This window comes from Pseudoalteromonas piratica (assembly GCF_000788395.1).
In the GTDB taxonomy this organism is placed as follows: Bacteria; Pseudomonadota; Gammaproteobacteria; order Enterobacterales; family Alteromonadaceae; genus Pseudoalteromonas; species Pseudoalteromonas piratica.
Genome location: NZ_CP009889.1, coordinates 1,524,393 through 1,540,295, shown reverse-complemented (window position 1 = coordinate 1,540,295; position 15,903 = coordinate 1,524,393). Strand labels below are relative to the sequence as shown.

11 protein-coding genes are annotated in these 15,903 nt (G+C 41.0%); all 11 read right to left on the bottom strand.

Annotation, left to right across the window (positions count from 1 at the left end):
• Position 1 precedes the first annotated feature (1 nt).
• A complete protein-coding gene (locus tag OM33_RS21445; RefSeq protein ID WP_052141250.1) occupies positions 2-1,093 on the bottom strand; it encodes a heparan-alpha-glucosaminide N-acetyltransferase domain-containing protein in 1,092 nt (363 codons plus the stop codon).
• The gene (locus OM33_RS21440) at positions 1,083-1,781 is read right to left on the bottom strand and encodes a hypothetical protein (RefSeq protein WP_040136672.1); all 699 of its coding nucleotides are present in this window, start codon (positions 1,779-1,781) and stop codon (positions 1,083-1,085) included. The genes OM33_RS21445 and OM33_RS21440 overlap by 11 nt, the downstream gene beginning before the upstream one ends.
• Entirely contained in the window at positions 1,782-4,169 is a 2,388-nt protein-coding gene (locus tag OM33_RS21435; RefSeq protein WP_052141249.1) for a GNAT family N-acetyltransferase, read from the bottom strand.
• A 1-nt stretch (position 4,170) separates the two neighbouring features.
• Positions 4,171-5,391: an MFS transporter gene (locus OM33_RS21430; RefSeq protein WP_052141248.1), complete on the bottom strand. Its 1,221-nt coding sequence runs from the start codon at positions 5,389-5,391 to the stop codon at positions 4,171-4,173.
• Positions 5,391-6,686 carry a lysine N(6)-hydroxylase/L-ornithine N(5)-oxygenase family protein gene (locus tag OM33_RS21425; RefSeq protein ID WP_040136670.1) on the bottom strand — a complete coding sequence of 432 codons (1,296 nt, stop codon included), beginning with the start codon at positions 6,684-6,686 and terminating at the stop codon, positions 5,391-5,393. The genes OM33_RS21430 and OM33_RS21425 overlap by 1 nt, the downstream gene beginning before the upstream one ends.
• 4 nt (positions 6,687-6,690) lie before the next feature.
• A complete protein-coding gene (locus OM33_RS21420) occupies positions 6,691-8,232 on the bottom strand; it encodes a pyridoxal phosphate-dependent decarboxylase family protein (protein WP_234402753.1) in 1,542 nt (513 codons plus the stop codon).
• Positions 8,233-8,479: 247 nt separating this feature from the next.
• Positions 8,480-9,745 carry a sensor histidine kinase gene (locus OM33_RS21415; RefSeq protein ID WP_040136668.1) on the bottom strand — a complete coding sequence of 422 codons (1,266 nt, stop codon included), beginning with the start codon at positions 9,743-9,745 and terminating at the stop codon, positions 8,480-8,482.
• On the bottom strand, positions 9,745-11,070 hold the full coding sequence (locus OM33_RS21410; RefSeq protein WP_040136667.1) for a sigma-54-dependent transcriptional regulator: 1,326 nt from the start codon (positions 11,068-11,070) through the stop codon (positions 9,745-9,747). Before OM33_RS21410 ends, OM33_RS21415 begins: the two co-directional genes overlap by 1 nt.
• A gap of 87 nt (positions 11,071-11,157) precedes the next feature.
• Positions 11,158-13,590: an ABC transporter permease gene (locus tag OM33_RS21405; RefSeq protein WP_040136665.1), complete on the bottom strand. Its 2,433-nt coding sequence runs from the start codon at positions 13,588-13,590 to the stop codon at positions 11,158-11,160.
• Positions 13,587-14,327, bottom strand: a complete 741-nt coding sequence (locus tag OM33_RS21400) for an ABC transporter ATP-binding protein (RefSeq protein WP_040136663.1) — start codon at positions 14,325-14,327, stop codon at positions 13,587-13,589. Before OM33_RS21400 ends, OM33_RS21405 begins: the two co-directional genes overlap by 4 nt.
• Positions 14,328-14,337: 10 nt before the next feature.
• Positions 14,338-15,594, bottom strand: a complete 1,257-nt coding sequence (locus OM33_RS21395; RefSeq protein ID WP_040136661.1) for an efflux RND transporter periplasmic adaptor subunit — start codon at positions 15,592-15,594, stop codon at positions 14,338-14,340.
• Positions 15,595-15,903: the final 309 nt, after the last annotated feature.

Here is a 15,903-nt window from a genome sequence, read left to right as displayed (position 1 = left end):
ATCACTCAACTTGCGGTGCTCGTTTCAATATATGTTTGTTAAGACTTAGGTTCGTTCTAGCTGTTACATAGCCATAATGGCAAAGCAGCGTTAGGGAAATTGTTAAGGGCATTAACATGATCGTTTGTAACGAGTTCATGGTTTGGTATCCAATAATCGCCATGCCCCAACAAATTAACACCCATTGGGTTACATAAAGGCTAGTAACATGCTGCGAACAGTAACTAAATAGGCCATGTAATCGTTCGAATATAACGCTTTTTAGCAGTTTATTGAGGCACCATAAAGCGATTAAGTTAACTCCAATTAAATAGGCGATACCACCAAATCCAGTATGGAAAAAATTGCCAAAATGATAATCAAAATTCCATGCCATCAACCCGCCACCAAGTAAGGTCAAAGATATGCCCATTTTCAAGCAGTCGCTGTGTAACGCGACACTGCTTTGACTGTGGACAAACCGTTTGCCGATAAACATGCCTACTAAAATGCAGCTTAACCACGGGAAAAGTGGAAAATAGATTTGATAGGTATTGCCCCACAGTACTTTGGCTAAATAATCTAACCCGTCAATGCCAGGCGTCCAACCGCTTAATGGCTTAGCGCTCACAGCTATTGCCAAGGCAACGAAAAGGTACCCCCACTCATTCTTAACAAACTGCGTAATAGCACTGAGAATAATCAATGAGAAGCCTGCCATTTGAAGAATATCACCGGTTAAGATGAGGTACTGATATTGAAAGAAATTTAAAGGTGTTTGCCACTCATAAGCAGCGACAAATGACTCCGGCATGACACCCAGCATAATGGGCAGTACGAATTTTAGAAAATTCATACTGTAACCAATTGCGAGAATTGTTAGGCCACGAAAAAGTAAATCACGACTAGATTGACGCCTTGATAGCATCAATGAGATTCCCATAGCAACAAGAAATGACGCGGTGCCTTTACCGAGAAAGTGAATAATATCACCCAGCAAAGAGCTCGATTGGGTGTCTTTATCTGCATACATCCACAATGTATGCACACAGATCATAATAATGACACTCATGCCACGAGCGATATCAATGGAAACCAAGCGATTAGTTGGCATGTGTTGTTCTCCTAATGGAATTTTTGGGGCAATTTTCACACGGGTTATTGGGCTCGATTTGAATATGTAAGCAGCAGGTTGCTAGCTTGATTTTTTGTGAATTGCTTTGCCTATCTATAAAAGTATGTTGTTTATTAAAAAGGGCGTGTTGCCACTCACTCAGTGCAGCGGTTAATTCATCGCTTTGCGCGATACCTGACACGCGGACAAAGGCGTTTGCCAGAATATCGCAAACGATTTTTACACTCTGTCCATACGAGAGATGGCAGACTTGCTTCATGGTATTGAAGGCGTGATCCAAACACCTTCTTAATGAATGGATATTGGCATTAATCGCATGTTGCAGTGTGTGGTGAGTCACAATGTTTGTCACCATCAAGCCATACAATGTGTTTTCTGTTTGTACTTGTTTTAGCTTGTGAAGATCTGTGCTTATTTTGGCGCGGTAGCAACTGGCCACAGATAAATAAATGGGTTGCCAAATAAGTTGGCGCCATAAATTCACAATGTGATATGCACGTGTTGTGTAACTGAACTTTTCTTGCAAGGTGCGATAAAGTGAAGAGATAGCACTGGGGTGATAGTGAAAATTAATGTCACTATCATCCACTAGTTTAACCTCGGGCACTGTACTTAGTGAAGTTGCCAACACAGCTTTAGGGCACCCTTTAGTGGTTTGAATGGCCATTTAGTCTTTAAACAATGCGATGGGGTTGGCTAACTTTCCGGCAAATTGTAAGCTATTTGCTGGGTCCGTTAAGTCGACCATTTGTTTGTTATTCTTAAGCTGCAAGCGATTCAAGCATGAGAGTTCGAACTCGTCACAGAATATGTCGTACTGTGCAAAGCGCTCACTTAGTTCAGGGTGGGCTGCTTGATATTGTTTAATTTCAGTTGCAACTAATTGCCAAAATTGCTTTGGTGTAAGGCAATTTTCTTGCGCGAGTAATGGCACCATGTATCTGAATATACAGTCAAAGACATCCGTGAATATAGACAATAGTTCAAGCTCTTTTGGCATAGTGATAGTAATGCGTGCGATTTCTTCGGGTAATTCATCTTGTGAATTAAGTACACACACCTCCTCACCAATATCCTTCATAAAAACACCTACTGGCACATGATCTTTAAATCTTAAAATCAAATTTTCACCGTGCGGCATAAACACTAATTTGTATTTATAAAAGCAGTGCAGCAGAGGGATTAAATACGCTTTTAAATACGCTTTTAGCCATGCCTCAGGTGAGCGTTTTGATGCGTTTATTTTGGCCACTATGTAGGAATTGCCATTATTGTCTTGATGCAGCAAGCTAGCCATGGTTGCAAGTTGCTCTGAATTGTCGATTAAATTAGTGGGGTTATCACGCCAAAGGGCTGCGATCATTTTTTTATAAGGTGTATCCCCTAATTGACAATCTTCGTAATGACTGCCGCTAAAGCCCAAAGTGGCAAGCTCGCGCAGCGGTACGAAATTAAGAGAAGATAGGGTGGTATCGTTCAGCACTAAATCATAGACCCACTGATTAATTGCCGGCGTCACCGCCATATATTTGGCCGACAAACCGCGCATAAAGCCCATATTTAAAATAGATAGTGCTACTTTCACATAGTAGTTATTAGGCTTTGATAAGTTAAATAAGGTACGGATAGATTGTTGTGGTAAGTATTTATCAAATCCAGCACCTAAACAGACTAGCGTATTATTTGCTAACTCACGGGTATATAAGTGAACAAGTTTATTTTCCCACTGCCAAGGGTGAACAGGGATTAAGTAGTAGTCATCCAGTAGTAAGCCTTTTTCAGCAAGCCGTTTTTCAAAGAATAACTGCTCACTTAAATCCAGTTGGCTATCGATTAACGACTGATAATTAATATCATTAATTGCATTAAATGCTGTATGTGTTTTAGCACCCGCTAGCCAAATAATTTGTATTGGGGATGCGGCTTCAGGTGCGTATTGATGAAAATCTGTTGCATCAAAACCAATGCGCCCGTTATTGGCAATAAAACTAGGATGGCCATGGGTCATTTCAGACTCTACCGTTTGAAATGACTGGTGAACTAACTCGGAGGCGGTGAACGATCGTTTTGCGTATTTATAGCAGGCTGAACTTAAGGTGCTAGATACTTCTTCTAAGTAGGTAGCCAGTTGCTGATCTGCTAATCCGAGCTTTGAGGCAAATTCTAAAAGAAACGCCAGGGCATCTAAAGCTTGCTGCTCGCCTTGGTTATTTGTTTTTACTAGGCTTGAAGCATCGATCATAAGATGATCAAGGGGTAATTGTTTTGCAGAAAAGTGATAAGTCACTTGCTCATTACTGTTGGTTAGCAAATAACTACCTGTACTTAACTCAAACGGGGTAATTAACCGCTCATGAGAAAACTCGGTGATCATCTTAACGATTAGCTGTTGGTTTGCTTTTTGCCAATGTGTTGTTTTTATGTGCGATGCGAATTGTGTCGCATCAGGCGAACTGTGATTTAACTGAATTGAGCTATTTAAATGATTAGCATACTGTTTACTGTGATTAAACGCGGTTTTAGTTAGTTCGCCTAGCAAAGCCTGTTTTTGTTTTAAGCGAACGGTTTTAAGGTGACGAAAACCAACACTTAAATTAAGGGTGTGGACTTTGTGATTATGACAATCTGGCTCGACTAAAATTCGCGTTGCATGGTATTCATCAAATATAAATTGCATACAGTGTTGCATTACATCATGGCTAAAACCACGAATAGGATGCGTGTTGGGTGCTAATAAAATATGAAAGCCAATATCGCCTGCTGTGATATCAATATGAGAGGCGATTTCGTGTTGTGACACATCATAAATTTCTATCAAAAACTGGGCAGTACCATTGATATAGCCAAGATAAGCTGTTTCATGTCCACTGTTTATCAGCGTTGAATAAAAGGCTTTGACCTCGTCAATTGAAGCATTTTCCATTCCCCAAAATTTTGCATAGGGTTGGGTTAGCCAACTGTGTAATAAGCTACTGTCGTGGTCTGGTAAAAATGGCTTAAAGCTAATTTGGCCCAAAAGAGGGCTTTGCAAAGTAACATGATCTATCTGTTTCATTTCAAGATTTCTCTGATTCTAAAGTAGGCTGATTTTGCGGTAATGGTTGAGAATGTGTGGCGCTATGCGTAAATACTTTAAATAGGCCAATAAAGACGAAAAACGTCAGTGTCATTGCCCCTGATGCAACTAAAAATGGCGTATCGTAGGCGTTGGGTTGTACGAGAGATCCAACTAAAAATGATGCGGCAATAACCCCTAGGTTTTGCATAAAATGGATTTTGGCAAAGTCTTCGCCATAGTGCTCAGGTTGGCTGAGCGAAAACAATAACACCTCAAGCTTCACTGTGATTACAAACATTGCATAGCCGAGTAAAATACGGCCAACAATAACACTCTGCCAATCAGGCGATGCTTGTAGCCACAAACCAATACTTGCAAACCCTAGCCCAGCAAGAATGTGTTGCTGACTGGTCCAGTTAAGTGAGCGGCGACTTTTGCTGAGAATAAGTCCAAGCAATGCCATCCAAGCGGGAATTGCATACATTAATCCGGCAATAAAGGTACTACTGATGCCACTAACATGTTGCCAGTACAGTGTGAAATAAGGACGCGCAAGAAACCCGGCAAAATACACTAACAATGACACCGCACCTATGGTGTAAATAAAGTTTGGTATTTTTTTACGCAATACAGGCGAAGAAACCTTTGGATGCAGTGCCCACTTCAGCTTGAGTTGTTTACTTAGATATAGACAAACACCTACTTGTACAATATCGCCCAGTGCCATAATCAAATAAATGGTTTGGATATCAGTTAAATCAATTACCCAACCACCGAGTAATGCGCCACCAATACCACCAAAGTGCATCAATACGCTAAACAGGCCAACAATACCTAAATGGGATTGTTGATCTTCCAAACGCAATACAAATGGATATATCAGTAGGTAGCTGGCTTTAAATACCAGCATCGCAAGCGAAATCACCCAGAACCAAACAATGTCAGTACTAAAAAAACACGCAATGCCTAAGCAGGCTGCTATGAGTTGAGTTACGACCCAAATATGTACCTCATGAACGCGTTTGGCGAGTTTTGCCCAGTAGGGGAAAGCACACATAACGGTAAAGCACACTGCAGCAATGTAAGCTCCCACATGATGGCTATTGTCTATGCCAAAACGATCAGCAAAGAAAGTAGGATAAAAAGGCAAAATCATGGTGTCGCAGATTACTGAGATGAGTGTCAGTAAAATCAAACTGGTTTTAAGCGAAATACGCATTACACAATTTCCCCTTCAGAGCAGGGCGTTGCTTCAGACGCTAAAAACTCTTGAAATGTGGTATGCGTTTCAACCTGATAGTGTGCATAGCCCAAAATCTGGTTGATTATTTGGCTATTGCGATAACATGCCATGCCAAGATCTGGGGTGACAAAGCCATGGGTGTGTAACTCTGCATTTTGCACAAAAATACGTTGTTGCTTGTCGATAGAATAATCTCGTGCGACAGCAAAACGCCCTGTGTTATCGCGGTTTATCTGACACTCAATACCGCTTAAGAAGGCTGGGTCTTGGTAGCTAAAACCGGTGGCCATGACTAATTTATCGAATTCAAGTGTGAAACTGTGCTCGGCCTCGGTTTGTTGAAACGCTAAACTGTGGCCTGATTGCGATTTTAATTCACTGTTAGTGAGTAACCGCGTTGGTACATCACCATCGAGCTTTAACTGATACAAGAGATCATAAATTTCATTAATAAGAGAGCTATTTATGCCTTTGTATAAGTGTTTTTGATTTGCTATCAATGCGTCTTTTTTTGCTTGCGGCAGATCATAGTAATAGTCCACATAATTAGGCGACGTCATTTCTAGGGTTAACTTCGAATACTCTAGTGGGAAAAAACGAGGTGCCCGTGTTACCCAAGTGAGTTCATAATTATGTGAACGAATATCTGTTAGCAGGTCATAATAGATTTCAGCCGCGCTTTGGCCAGAGCCAACAATCACCAATTTTTTAGCCTGTGTGAGCGCGTCTTTATTAGCTAAGTATTGCCCTGAGTGGATAATATCGTCTGCGTTTTTATCAACCGCAGCGGTATAATTTGGCACAGGCCCAGTGCCTAAAACAAGGTGTTTGGCAAAGTATTGATGTGTATTACCCGCACTGTCTTTAGCAAATATGCAATAAAGGCTCTCAGATTCATTGAAATCTACCTGAACGACTTGTCGCTCAAATTGCACATTACTAAGTGATTTTGACGCCCATTGGCAGTATTGGTTGTACTCTTTACGCAGTAAGAAAAAGTCTTCACGAATATAAAACTGATATAAGTTACCTGTTTGTTTTGCATAATTTAAATAACTATATGGGTTAGTTGGGTCGGCCAGGGTCACTAAATCAGACATAAAGGGAGTTTGCAGATGAACACCGTCAATCATTAATCCCGGGTGCCAATTAAATTCGCTACGTTGTTCGAGGAACAAACCGTTTAAATCGTTGATTGACTCTGTTAAACAAGCAAGGCTAAGGTTAAAGGGGCCTAGGCCAATCGCAATAAAATCATAGGTTGGTTGCATGGTATTAGTCCGTTACCTGTTGTGAGAGTTCAAGATACGCATGGGCTTTGATTTCAGATAAAATTTCAGAAATATGCTTAATGCTGGTGGTTGGATTAAGTAGGGTAAATTTAAGGTATTGCACGCCTTTTACTTTCGTGCGGGCAATTGCGCATTCTCCAGCTTTGAAGCATTTTTCCTTTATTTGATTGTTGACGGTATTTAGTAGCTCATTGGGTAAGTTTTTTTGGTAAAAACGAAATACCAAGGTGCTGATCTCTGGTTGATGGATCACTTCAAACTCATCATCTTGATTTAATATCGCGTGTGTTTGCTTAGCGAGCTTAATCACTTTGTCGAACACGTTGCCAATTTGCTCAGCGCCCATAACACGTAAGGTAAGCCACAATTTTAGGGCATCAAAGCGACGTGTGGTTTGCAGACTTTTATCAACAAGGTTCGGCGTTTTTTCAGTATCCGTGTTTAATGGGTTGAGGTAATCTGCATGGTGCGTAAGTAACGAAAAATGTTGACCATTTTGCATAAAGAACGCGCTACTGCTGACTGGCTGTAAGAACGATTTGTGATAATCCACGGTAACGGAATTCGCGTTTTCAATGCCGTTTAACTTTGTTTTATGTTGGTTACTGACCAGCAACCCGCAGCCGTAAGCAGCATCAACATGCATCCACATATTGTGTGCTTTACATAATTGAGAAATTGCATGCAGTGGGTCAATACTGCCAAAATCAGTTGTACCTGCAGTGGCAACGACGCAAATAGGGGTGTCACCCTCTTCAATGGTTTTTTCTATGGCGTGCCTTAGTGCATGGGTGTCCATTTTAAATGCGTTATCGACTGGTATTGATACAACAGCGTCATAACCAAGTCCCAAAATGGCTGCGGATTTTTGCACACTAAAATGGCTGACTTCAGAGGTAAAAATTTTATAGCGAGTCGCTTGCTCAGTTAACCCAGAATCACGTAGCGAGGTATTTTGAAATGTTTGAGCGTAGTAGTCTCTTGCGATTAACAACGCCATTAAATTAGACTGACTACCACCACTTGTGAAAATACCATCTGCTTCGCTATTAAATCCTATTTGCTTGCAAGTCCAGTCAATGAGCTTTTGTTCCATTAATGTGCCAGCACCGCTTTGATCGTAAGTATCGAGTGATGAGTTAATGGCGCTAAGAATTTGTTCGGCAATCACACTGGGATACGCTACAGGGCAATTTAAATGGGCGACATATTTTGGGTTGTGGAAATACACAGCATTGTTTAAATAAATGTGTTTAAGTTCTTCTAATGCTTGTCGTGTATTGCCTACGGGTGAATCTAAGTTTACTTTGCTGACAAGATCTTTGAGTTCATTAGCGAGCTTGCCATTAAACACTTTTTGATTACTACTAATTGCTTGATGTACATAGGATAATGCTTGAATGGAACCAGATTCATAATCAGCAAGGTTTTGTTGATTGAAAATAAAAGTTGATTCACTTTTAGGGGTTACAAATGCAGTCACATTGTCACTGGCAAAAATCATTTGTTCAGATACGTTTTCCATAATATTTTTCTGACACTAAAAAAGGAACATGGATCGTAATGCGAATGATTTTTATTGGCGATAGGGTGTATGTATTAGATTTTTAGAACTTTGTGTTATATGTGGTTTTATTTTGTTTATATTATAGGGACGAAAAAGACTTAGACTCGTCGACAAGATCCACTCAGAATTACCCCCCTTTATCTCATCAGACAACAAAAGAAAGAAAAGGGGTACTTAGCAAGCGAATTTAGCTTATCAAGCATGATCAATTAGCAAAGGTAATAGTGGCAACAGCACCTTGTTCGTGAGGTTTGTTTGTAAGTATTAACTCACCGTTTTGATTTCGTATTAGCTCGCGGCTTAATACTAAACCAATACCCGAGCCCTCAGGTTTAGTCGAGTAAAATGGCACAAATAAGTTATCGTTTAAATCCACACCAATACCATTATCTTCAACGGCAATTTGCCACTGATTAGTCTTGCTTATACGAATAGTCACGCCAGAGGTGTGAGCGGCTAAGTTGGCCTCATTGGCATTTTTAACAAGATTTAATAAAGCTTGTTCGAGCTGTTCAATATCACATTCAATATTACCATTGTGTTCATTGATGATATCAATATTTGGGAACAGTGCCTCGCAGCGTTTGGCAATTTCATTTGTGCAGACACTAGCAAATTTTGCGCTTGGGATTTGCGACAACTTTGAGTAGCTAGCAACAAATTCCAACAAGTGCTCAGCGCGTTTTTCAATTACGTTAAGCATTGTGGTTTGAAGGTCAGACTGAGTGTTGTTTGGTAACTCTTGCAGTGATTGCGCCATTGAATAAATCGGTGTGAGTGAATTACGTACTTCGTGATTAAGTACGCGTACGAGTTTTTGCCAGGCTTCTTTTTCGTTATGCCTAAGTGATTGCTCAATCGATACAAATACTAATAAGCGGTAATGCCGATTGCCTCTTTGCAATGGATGTGCGACCACTTTATGACGTTGATTATTTTGTTTTAGTTGCCATTTATCGGCATCGACACTGAGCCCTAGACTGGCTAAATCATTACCTAACAAGTTAGCAGTTTGATAATAATCGGATGCCGCTTGATTATGGTGATAAACCTGCGATTGGCTATCAATCACGATTATGGGGAGTTCAAGTTCGTTAATAAAATCAAAAATAAAGCTTTCGTTTTGCGCATATTCATGGCGTTTATTCTGAATGCGCTTGGCAATAGTGTGTAAATCGCGCTTAAGCCCTGCAACCCTGCCTGCTGAGTATTTAGCAAGGTGCCACACCGTAAATTCCTCATTGGCTAAGCCATCAAGCTGCACAGCGACGCTGTCGAGGGTATTAAAAAATCGACGATAAAGTGCAGTAAATACCACAACACTTGGCGCGAGCAGGACGATAATCAGTGTTGTGCCTTCAAGAAAATCGAGTTGAAAGTGCACAATTAAAAATATTATTAGCCCCAATAAAATTAAACAAGGCAAGGTAAAAAGAGCGATGACTGTGCGTTCTAACGAGTGCTTTTGCATTAGTTGCTCTCTTTAACGCTAATATTGAATTTTTCGATGCGGCGATAAATGGCTGATTTACTCAGTCCTAAAAACTCACCCGCGGCAATAACATTGCCATCAAAGTGTTTAAGTGCGTTATTGATCATTAGCTTTTCAGCTTGCTCTAAATTCATTAGAGGCACACTTTCATGTTGTGTACTGAGCTCGAGTTGCAAATGTGTATCATCAATACTGTCGCCATCGGTCATAATCACTGCGCGTTCTAACACATGAGATAACTCGCGCACATTACCTGGCCAGCTGTGCGTTTTGAGTTTTTCTAACGCGGCATTTGTAAGTAGCAACGGTTCAAAACCATAGCGATGACAGTGTTTTTTAATAAAATGATTGGCAAGTAAAGCAATTTCATCTTGGCGCTCGCGAAGCGGCGGAATGGTGAGTACTAAGGTATTAAGCCTGAACAATAAATCGCGTCTGAACTCGCCATTACTGATGGCTTTTTCAAGGTCGGCATTGGTTGCCGAAATAATGCGTGCATTGCTGGTTTGCGTTTTGGAGCTGCCGAGTATTTCAAATTCGCCAGTTTCAAGTACCCGGAGCATTTTTGCTTGTAGCGGCATTGGCAGGGTGCCAATTTCATCTAAAAATAAGGTGCTGTCGTTGGCAAGGGTAAAACGCCCTTCGCGATTTTCTTTGGCGTCGGTAAATGCGCCTTTTTTGTGGCCGAATAATTCACTTTCAAATAAATTATCCGGGATAGCAGCCATATTCACACTGACCATATCGTGCTTTGCGCGTGGGCTGTTATCGTGAATGTATTGTGCAAGTAAACTTTTACCTGAGCCATTTTCACCGGTGATCAACACATTTGCATCTGTTTTTGCAATGCGGGTTGCTGCTTTAATCAAACTTTTTGAGTGTTCGCCCAAAGCTAAAAAACCGTTGCTTGGTTGGCTATCGCTGGTGTTTTCTAGCGTTAATTGGTTTTCGATGGATTCGAGTAATTTGACGTTTTTCCACGGCTTTTCGACAAAGTCGGATGCGCCAAGTTGCATCGCTTTAACAGCTAAATCTACCTTTGCCCAGGCGGTTATTACAATCACAGGAATGGTCAATTGTTGGCGGTTAAGCTCTTTTAAAAAACCAAGCCCCTCTTCACCTGAGGTGGTGTCTTTGGTGAAGTTCATATCAAGCAAAATTAAGTCGATTTGCTGGTTTTGTAACAAAGCTAGGCCCACATTGGGGTGATCTGCTTCAGTGCACGAGTAGCCATGGCTTTCAAGTACAATGCGCGCTGATAAACGCACATCAACATGATCATCAATAATCAGTATTCTTTTCATAGGTCCATTGTTTATAAGTATAAAATCTTAACCCGCTAAGATTTTAGTTAACGGGTTAAGATAAGAGATAGTTATTCCTAATTTGGGTTAGTTATCTCTAAGTGCTGCCATTGGCTTTGCGTTTATTAACTTGCTCATTGGGAACAAGGTGGCAAATAGGGCAAACATTACAATGCTTATGGCAGTTATACTGAGCCATAGCCAGTTGAGAAGCAACCAATTTGCTAATTGTGTTTTAAACATCATGTAGCCGCCAATCATTACACCTATTGCAGCGATAAAGGCAAACGCTAAAGGTAACAAGGTGTCTGACAACAGTTGCTGATATAAACGTTTACGTTTTGCACCGAGTGCCATTCGCATTCCATACTCATAGCGGCGCAAGCCAAGGTTATAACTGAGTACACCGTAAATACCAATACCAGCTAACACTAAGGTAAAGAGCGCCAAAACAATGCTCAAGCTCAACGTAATACGTTCCATATGAACCATTTTGGCGTATTCATCTTCCAGTACATCAAATTTCCAAAGACCAATGCGGCTATCAACCGTACGGGCTGCTTGCAACAGCTGCTCTCGGTTTAGGGTTTTTCCTTGCTCCATTTGAATGATTAAGCCAAATGCATAGGGTTGTGCTGCCCACCAAAAGTGTCGTCCTTGGTGTTTATCGAAAAATTTAGGATGATTAAAGTTTTCAGTAATACCTACCACTTCTACTGGATTATCTGGGTCAAAACTTAAGAATTTTTCGCCAATTAAACTGCCACCAGGTTTGAGTAAATCATTAACGGCTTTAGTGACTAAGAATTCGTGTTTTTCGCCGCGGATAGCAGCTTCGCTAAAGGTACGCCCTTCTATGATTTTAAGCCCTGTAATATCAAAGTAATCACGACCTACCCAAGCTTGTGGAATAAAGACCGTTTCTTTACCTGACATATCTTTTACCGTGCTCGAGCGAAGCCCATCATTTACGGGGCTATCACCATGACCGACTTTAACAACACCATCAATGTTTGCCACTGCATTGCGGATTTTTTCTAAGTCATTGTATTTTTGTTCGAGGGTGCGTTCCTGATCGTTGATAAAAAGCATGGTGCTGTAGCGATTCTCAACTTCACTGCCAAGCGGTCGTAATAGCGTTTCTAAAGTTTTGTTTAATGCCATGGTGGCACCAATCACAAGTGCTGTCGCTAAGAAAAGTTGCAACGCAATTAGCAGTTTTACCGTACTACCTTTGATTTGGCTTACACCACCTTTACCTGAACTTTGAATTTGTGTTCTAAGTTGACCAAAGTTGATTAAACGGCTGGTAATAAAGGCAAATAACCAGGCAAATACCACACAGCAAATAATGGCAGAACTAACAACGGTAAGGTCGAGATTGATTGCATTGACGAGTGGTAAATGTCCTGCACTTAAAAACTTAAAAAGTTTAATGCCCCAGGCCGCAAAAAATAGCCCTAGTAATGCTGAGATCACCATCAGTAGGCTTGATTCAACTAAGATGCTGGTGAAAATAACTCGGCGTTTTGCCCCTAAAACGGCCTGCAGTGCAAGTTGTTTGTGTTTAACAACGGCGCGAGAAATAAACAAGTTACTGACATTTAATAGGGCAATAAGCACCAGACTGACCACGCCCACTAACATAAAAATTGCTAAGGTATCGTTGCCGTTAAGTTCCTTTTCACGAAAATTCGTGACGATCGGCACAATGTCGTCTACTTCATCAAATACCGCTTTCCACTCACTTTTTATTTCTAATAAACGAGCATGTAAAAACGCTTTGGTTGATTCGTTTGTTTCGCCCTCTTTTAAGGTGCCAATAAGCTTGAGACTACCAAATAAGTTCCACCAAGGGCTTGGGCGATCCTCATTATAAAAACGCAGGTCTGAGCTGAAGTGAAACCATAGATCACTTTTACTGCGATTAAACATAAATGGGTTTGCGTATTCTTTACCGACCACACCAACAATTTTGTATTGGGCATTCACCAGTTCAATGGTTTTACCTAACACGTTTTTATCGCCGTTATAGTAGGTTTGCCAGATTTGGTAACTAATTAGCACTTCAGTGCTTTTATCATCTAGGCGTTGTTGTGGTGTTAAATAGCTGCCAAGAGCAAGCGGCATATTGGTAATGTCGTAATAATCATCACTGGCAAAGGTCATATTCAATTTTGGCTGACCTGGCAAATTCATGATCACGTCTTCGCCAATATTGATTGCTGCAACTTTATCGAAATTGTCATGGTTGTTGTACCAGTGAATAATCGACTGGAAGCTTTGATATCCTGGGCTATTTTTATCCGAATAAACGTTGTCTTGTTCAACCACTACAAGGCGCGCTTCGTCATCGACATTAAGCGGTTTGATAAAGTAGCTACTAAATAAACTCATCACCACAAAAAAGCAGGCAAGTGTGAGCGACAAAGTGAGCACTATGGCACTGGTAAAGCCTGGTGCTTGCAGCAGTGAACTGCTGGCATGTTTGATTTGTTTGGTTAGGCGTTGGACACTCATGCGTGCGCCTCCAATTGTGTTTCTACATCAATTGCGCTAACTGTCTGGTTACCAGTGTTCAACACTTTGCCATCAAGTAGTTTAACTTGCTTTTTTGCGTAGCCTGCATAGCGCGGATCGTGGGTTACCATGCAAATGGTGGTACCTTGTTCGTTTAGTTCGGCAAGTAACGCCATAACCGCATCACCATTTTTTGAATCAAGGTTACCGGTAGGTTCATCCACTAATAAAATACTTGGGCTGCCTGCGAGTGCACGCGCTATAGCAACACGTTGTTGCTGACCACCCGATAACTGATTTGGTTTGTGCTTAGCACGGTGATCAATTTCCACTTGTTTTAGAGCCGTATTTACTCGCGTATCAATGTCGGTTTTACTCAATGCGGGTTCACGGTATAAAAGCGGTAGGGCTACATTGTCGTAAACACTGAGTTCATCAATTAAGTTAAACGATTGAAAAATAAAACCAATGTGTAAATTTCTGAGCTCGGCAAGGGTATCCATATTAAGACTGCTGGTATCAACCCCTTCAATTTTATAACTACCGTTAGTAACATCATCAAGCAACCCCATCACGCTTAAAAGGGTTGATTTACCGCAGCCTGACGGGCCGCTAATGGCAATATAATCGCCTTTGTGAATTTGTAAGTTGATGTCGCTTAATGCGTGGGTTTCTACGTCGTCGCTAAAGTAAATTTTTGACACATTGGTCAGTTCAATTACCGGTGTATTGTCCATGATTGCTTCCTTAATTATTTGTAATCGTTATTGTTTGCAAGTGTTTAAAATCAGAGCTGTCTGAAATTACAAGGCTGTCACCGGCGTTTACACCTGAATTGATAACTATGTTATCGCCGGCTAGTTTACCAAACTCAACTTGGGTTTTAATCAATTGATTTGTGCTTGGGTTTAAAACAAAAATATGGCGCATTGCATCGCCGCTAATAAAGCTTGGACGACGTACATAAAGGGCGTGATTGAGTTCATCGGTGATTATGTCACCTTCAATAGTGAGTTCTGGTCGCGCGTTACTTGGTAAAGTGCCTGTCAGTTCAAGTTCAATGCTAATACGGCCATCGCTGACAATTGGGTTAATTCGATTAACCACTGCTGACACTGTGCCTGCAAATGTGTTTACTACAGCTTTTTGTTCGACCTCAATGCGGCTTGCTTCGCGCTCTGGCACATGTAAATCAGCAAGTAGTTGATGCTCACTGCCTACCACTGCCAATGGCGCACCCATTTGGACAGATTGGCCTTGCTCTACATTGACTGCTTGTAGCATGCCATTGATGCCTGCGGTCACATTCAGTTTGTCGACATCTAATTGCGCGGCGTTAAAGCTGAGCTCAAATTCGCGCATTAACTCGCGTTCAACTTGTAAGCGTTGATTGTGTAAATCACTTGCTTGGCTGAGCTGCTGCTTGGCAAGAGAAACACGTTTACTGAGCTGCGAAACCGCTAATTGAGAGCGTTTATAATCTAGGGTAGAAACAATGCCTTGCTCAATCAGTTTTTGCTCAGCCTCTGCGCGTAAGTTGGCGTTAGCAAGTTCACTTTCAAGTAAAGTCAGATTTGCTTCAAGGTTAAGCTTTTCACTTTTTTGGCTAAGTTTTAACGCTTCAAAATTAGCTTTTTGACGAGCAAGCGTTAAACGAGCACGGTTCAGTTGTTGCTCAAGTGTGGGATTTGATAGGCGTAAAATCACGGTGTCTTTTGTTACGCGACTGCCTGGTAAATGAAATACTTGCTCTACTTGTGCTTGGTAGCGCGCAGTAATAAAGCGGCTGTGTTTAGAGCGCAGTTGACCAAACCCCGAAACCGTTAAATCAAGTGAACCGCTATTGACGTCTGCAAACAATAGCTCATTTCGGTTAATTGTTGCATCGCCATCACTAAACGAGGACGCAAACCCAACAACTAAACTGAGCGATAAAATAATCGCGAGCGGCATCGGCCAACGTTTCTTTTTATTATTACTCGCAAGGCTGTGTTTAATATCCATCTGACTAACTTCATAACTTTTGGTGGTTAAGCTATAGCGAACGCTGTGCCAAAAAATAAAGCCAATTAAATCAATCGCTTGAATTTTTAGGTTAATGTGGAACTTCCCGCTGATGGGAATATAAATTAAAAGTGGGAAAACGGCTTAGACGTACATTAAGTGAATGGACTTAATTGCATTTCAAAAAAATATTAGCCAGTTTTTTTAACTGGATAATGTTTAATATTCTCGGTTTAAATTTTCTGTTGTCCTAAACTGAATGTAATGATTGGACTTATAAGATGAAAAGTGGACTTTTATGCTTGTAAA

Bases quoted from the DNA above. Each gene is read 5' to 3' on its own strand.
- OM33_RS21445 (WP_052141250.1), bottom strand. From the start codon at position 1,093: ATGCCAACTAATCGCTTGGTTTCCATTGATATCGCTCGTGGCATGAGT.
- OM33_RS21440 (WP_040136672.1), bottom strand. From the start codon at position 1,781: ATGGCCATTCAAACCACTAAAGGGTGCCCTAAAGCTGTGTTGGCAACT.
- OM33_RS21435 (WP_052141249.1), bottom strand. From the start codon at position 4,169: ATGAAACAGATAGATCATGTTACTTTGCAAAGCCCTCTTTTGGGCCAA.
- OM33_RS21430 (WP_052141248.1), bottom strand. From the start codon at position 5,391: ATGCGTATTTCGCTTAAAACCAGTTTGATTTTACTGACACTCATCTCA.
- OM33_RS21425 (WP_040136670.1), bottom strand. From the start codon at position 6,686: ATGCAACCAACCTATGATTTTATTGCGATTGGCCTAGGCCCCTTTAAC.
- OM33_RS21420 (WP_234402753.1), bottom strand. From the start codon at position 8,232: ATGGAAAACGTATCTGAACAAATGATTTTTGCCAGTGACAATGTGACT.
- OM33_RS21415 (WP_040136668.1), bottom strand. From the start codon at position 9,745: ATGCAAAAGCACTCGTTAGAACGCACAGTCATCGCTCTTTTTACCTTG.
- OM33_RS21410 (WP_040136667.1), bottom strand. From the start codon at position 11,070: ATGAAAAGAATACTGATTATTGATGATCATGTTGATGTGCGTTTATCA.
- OM33_RS21405 (WP_040136665.1), bottom strand. From the start codon at position 13,590: ATGAGTGTCCAACGCCTAACCAAACAAATCAAACATGCCAGCAGTTCA.
- OM33_RS21400 (WP_040136663.1), bottom strand. From the start codon at position 14,327: ATGGACAATACACCGGTAATTGAACTGACCAATGTGTCAAAAATTTAC.
- OM33_RS21395 (WP_040136661.1), bottom strand. From the start codon at position 15,594: ATGGATATTAAACACAGCCTTGCGAGTAATAATAAAAAGAAACGTTGG.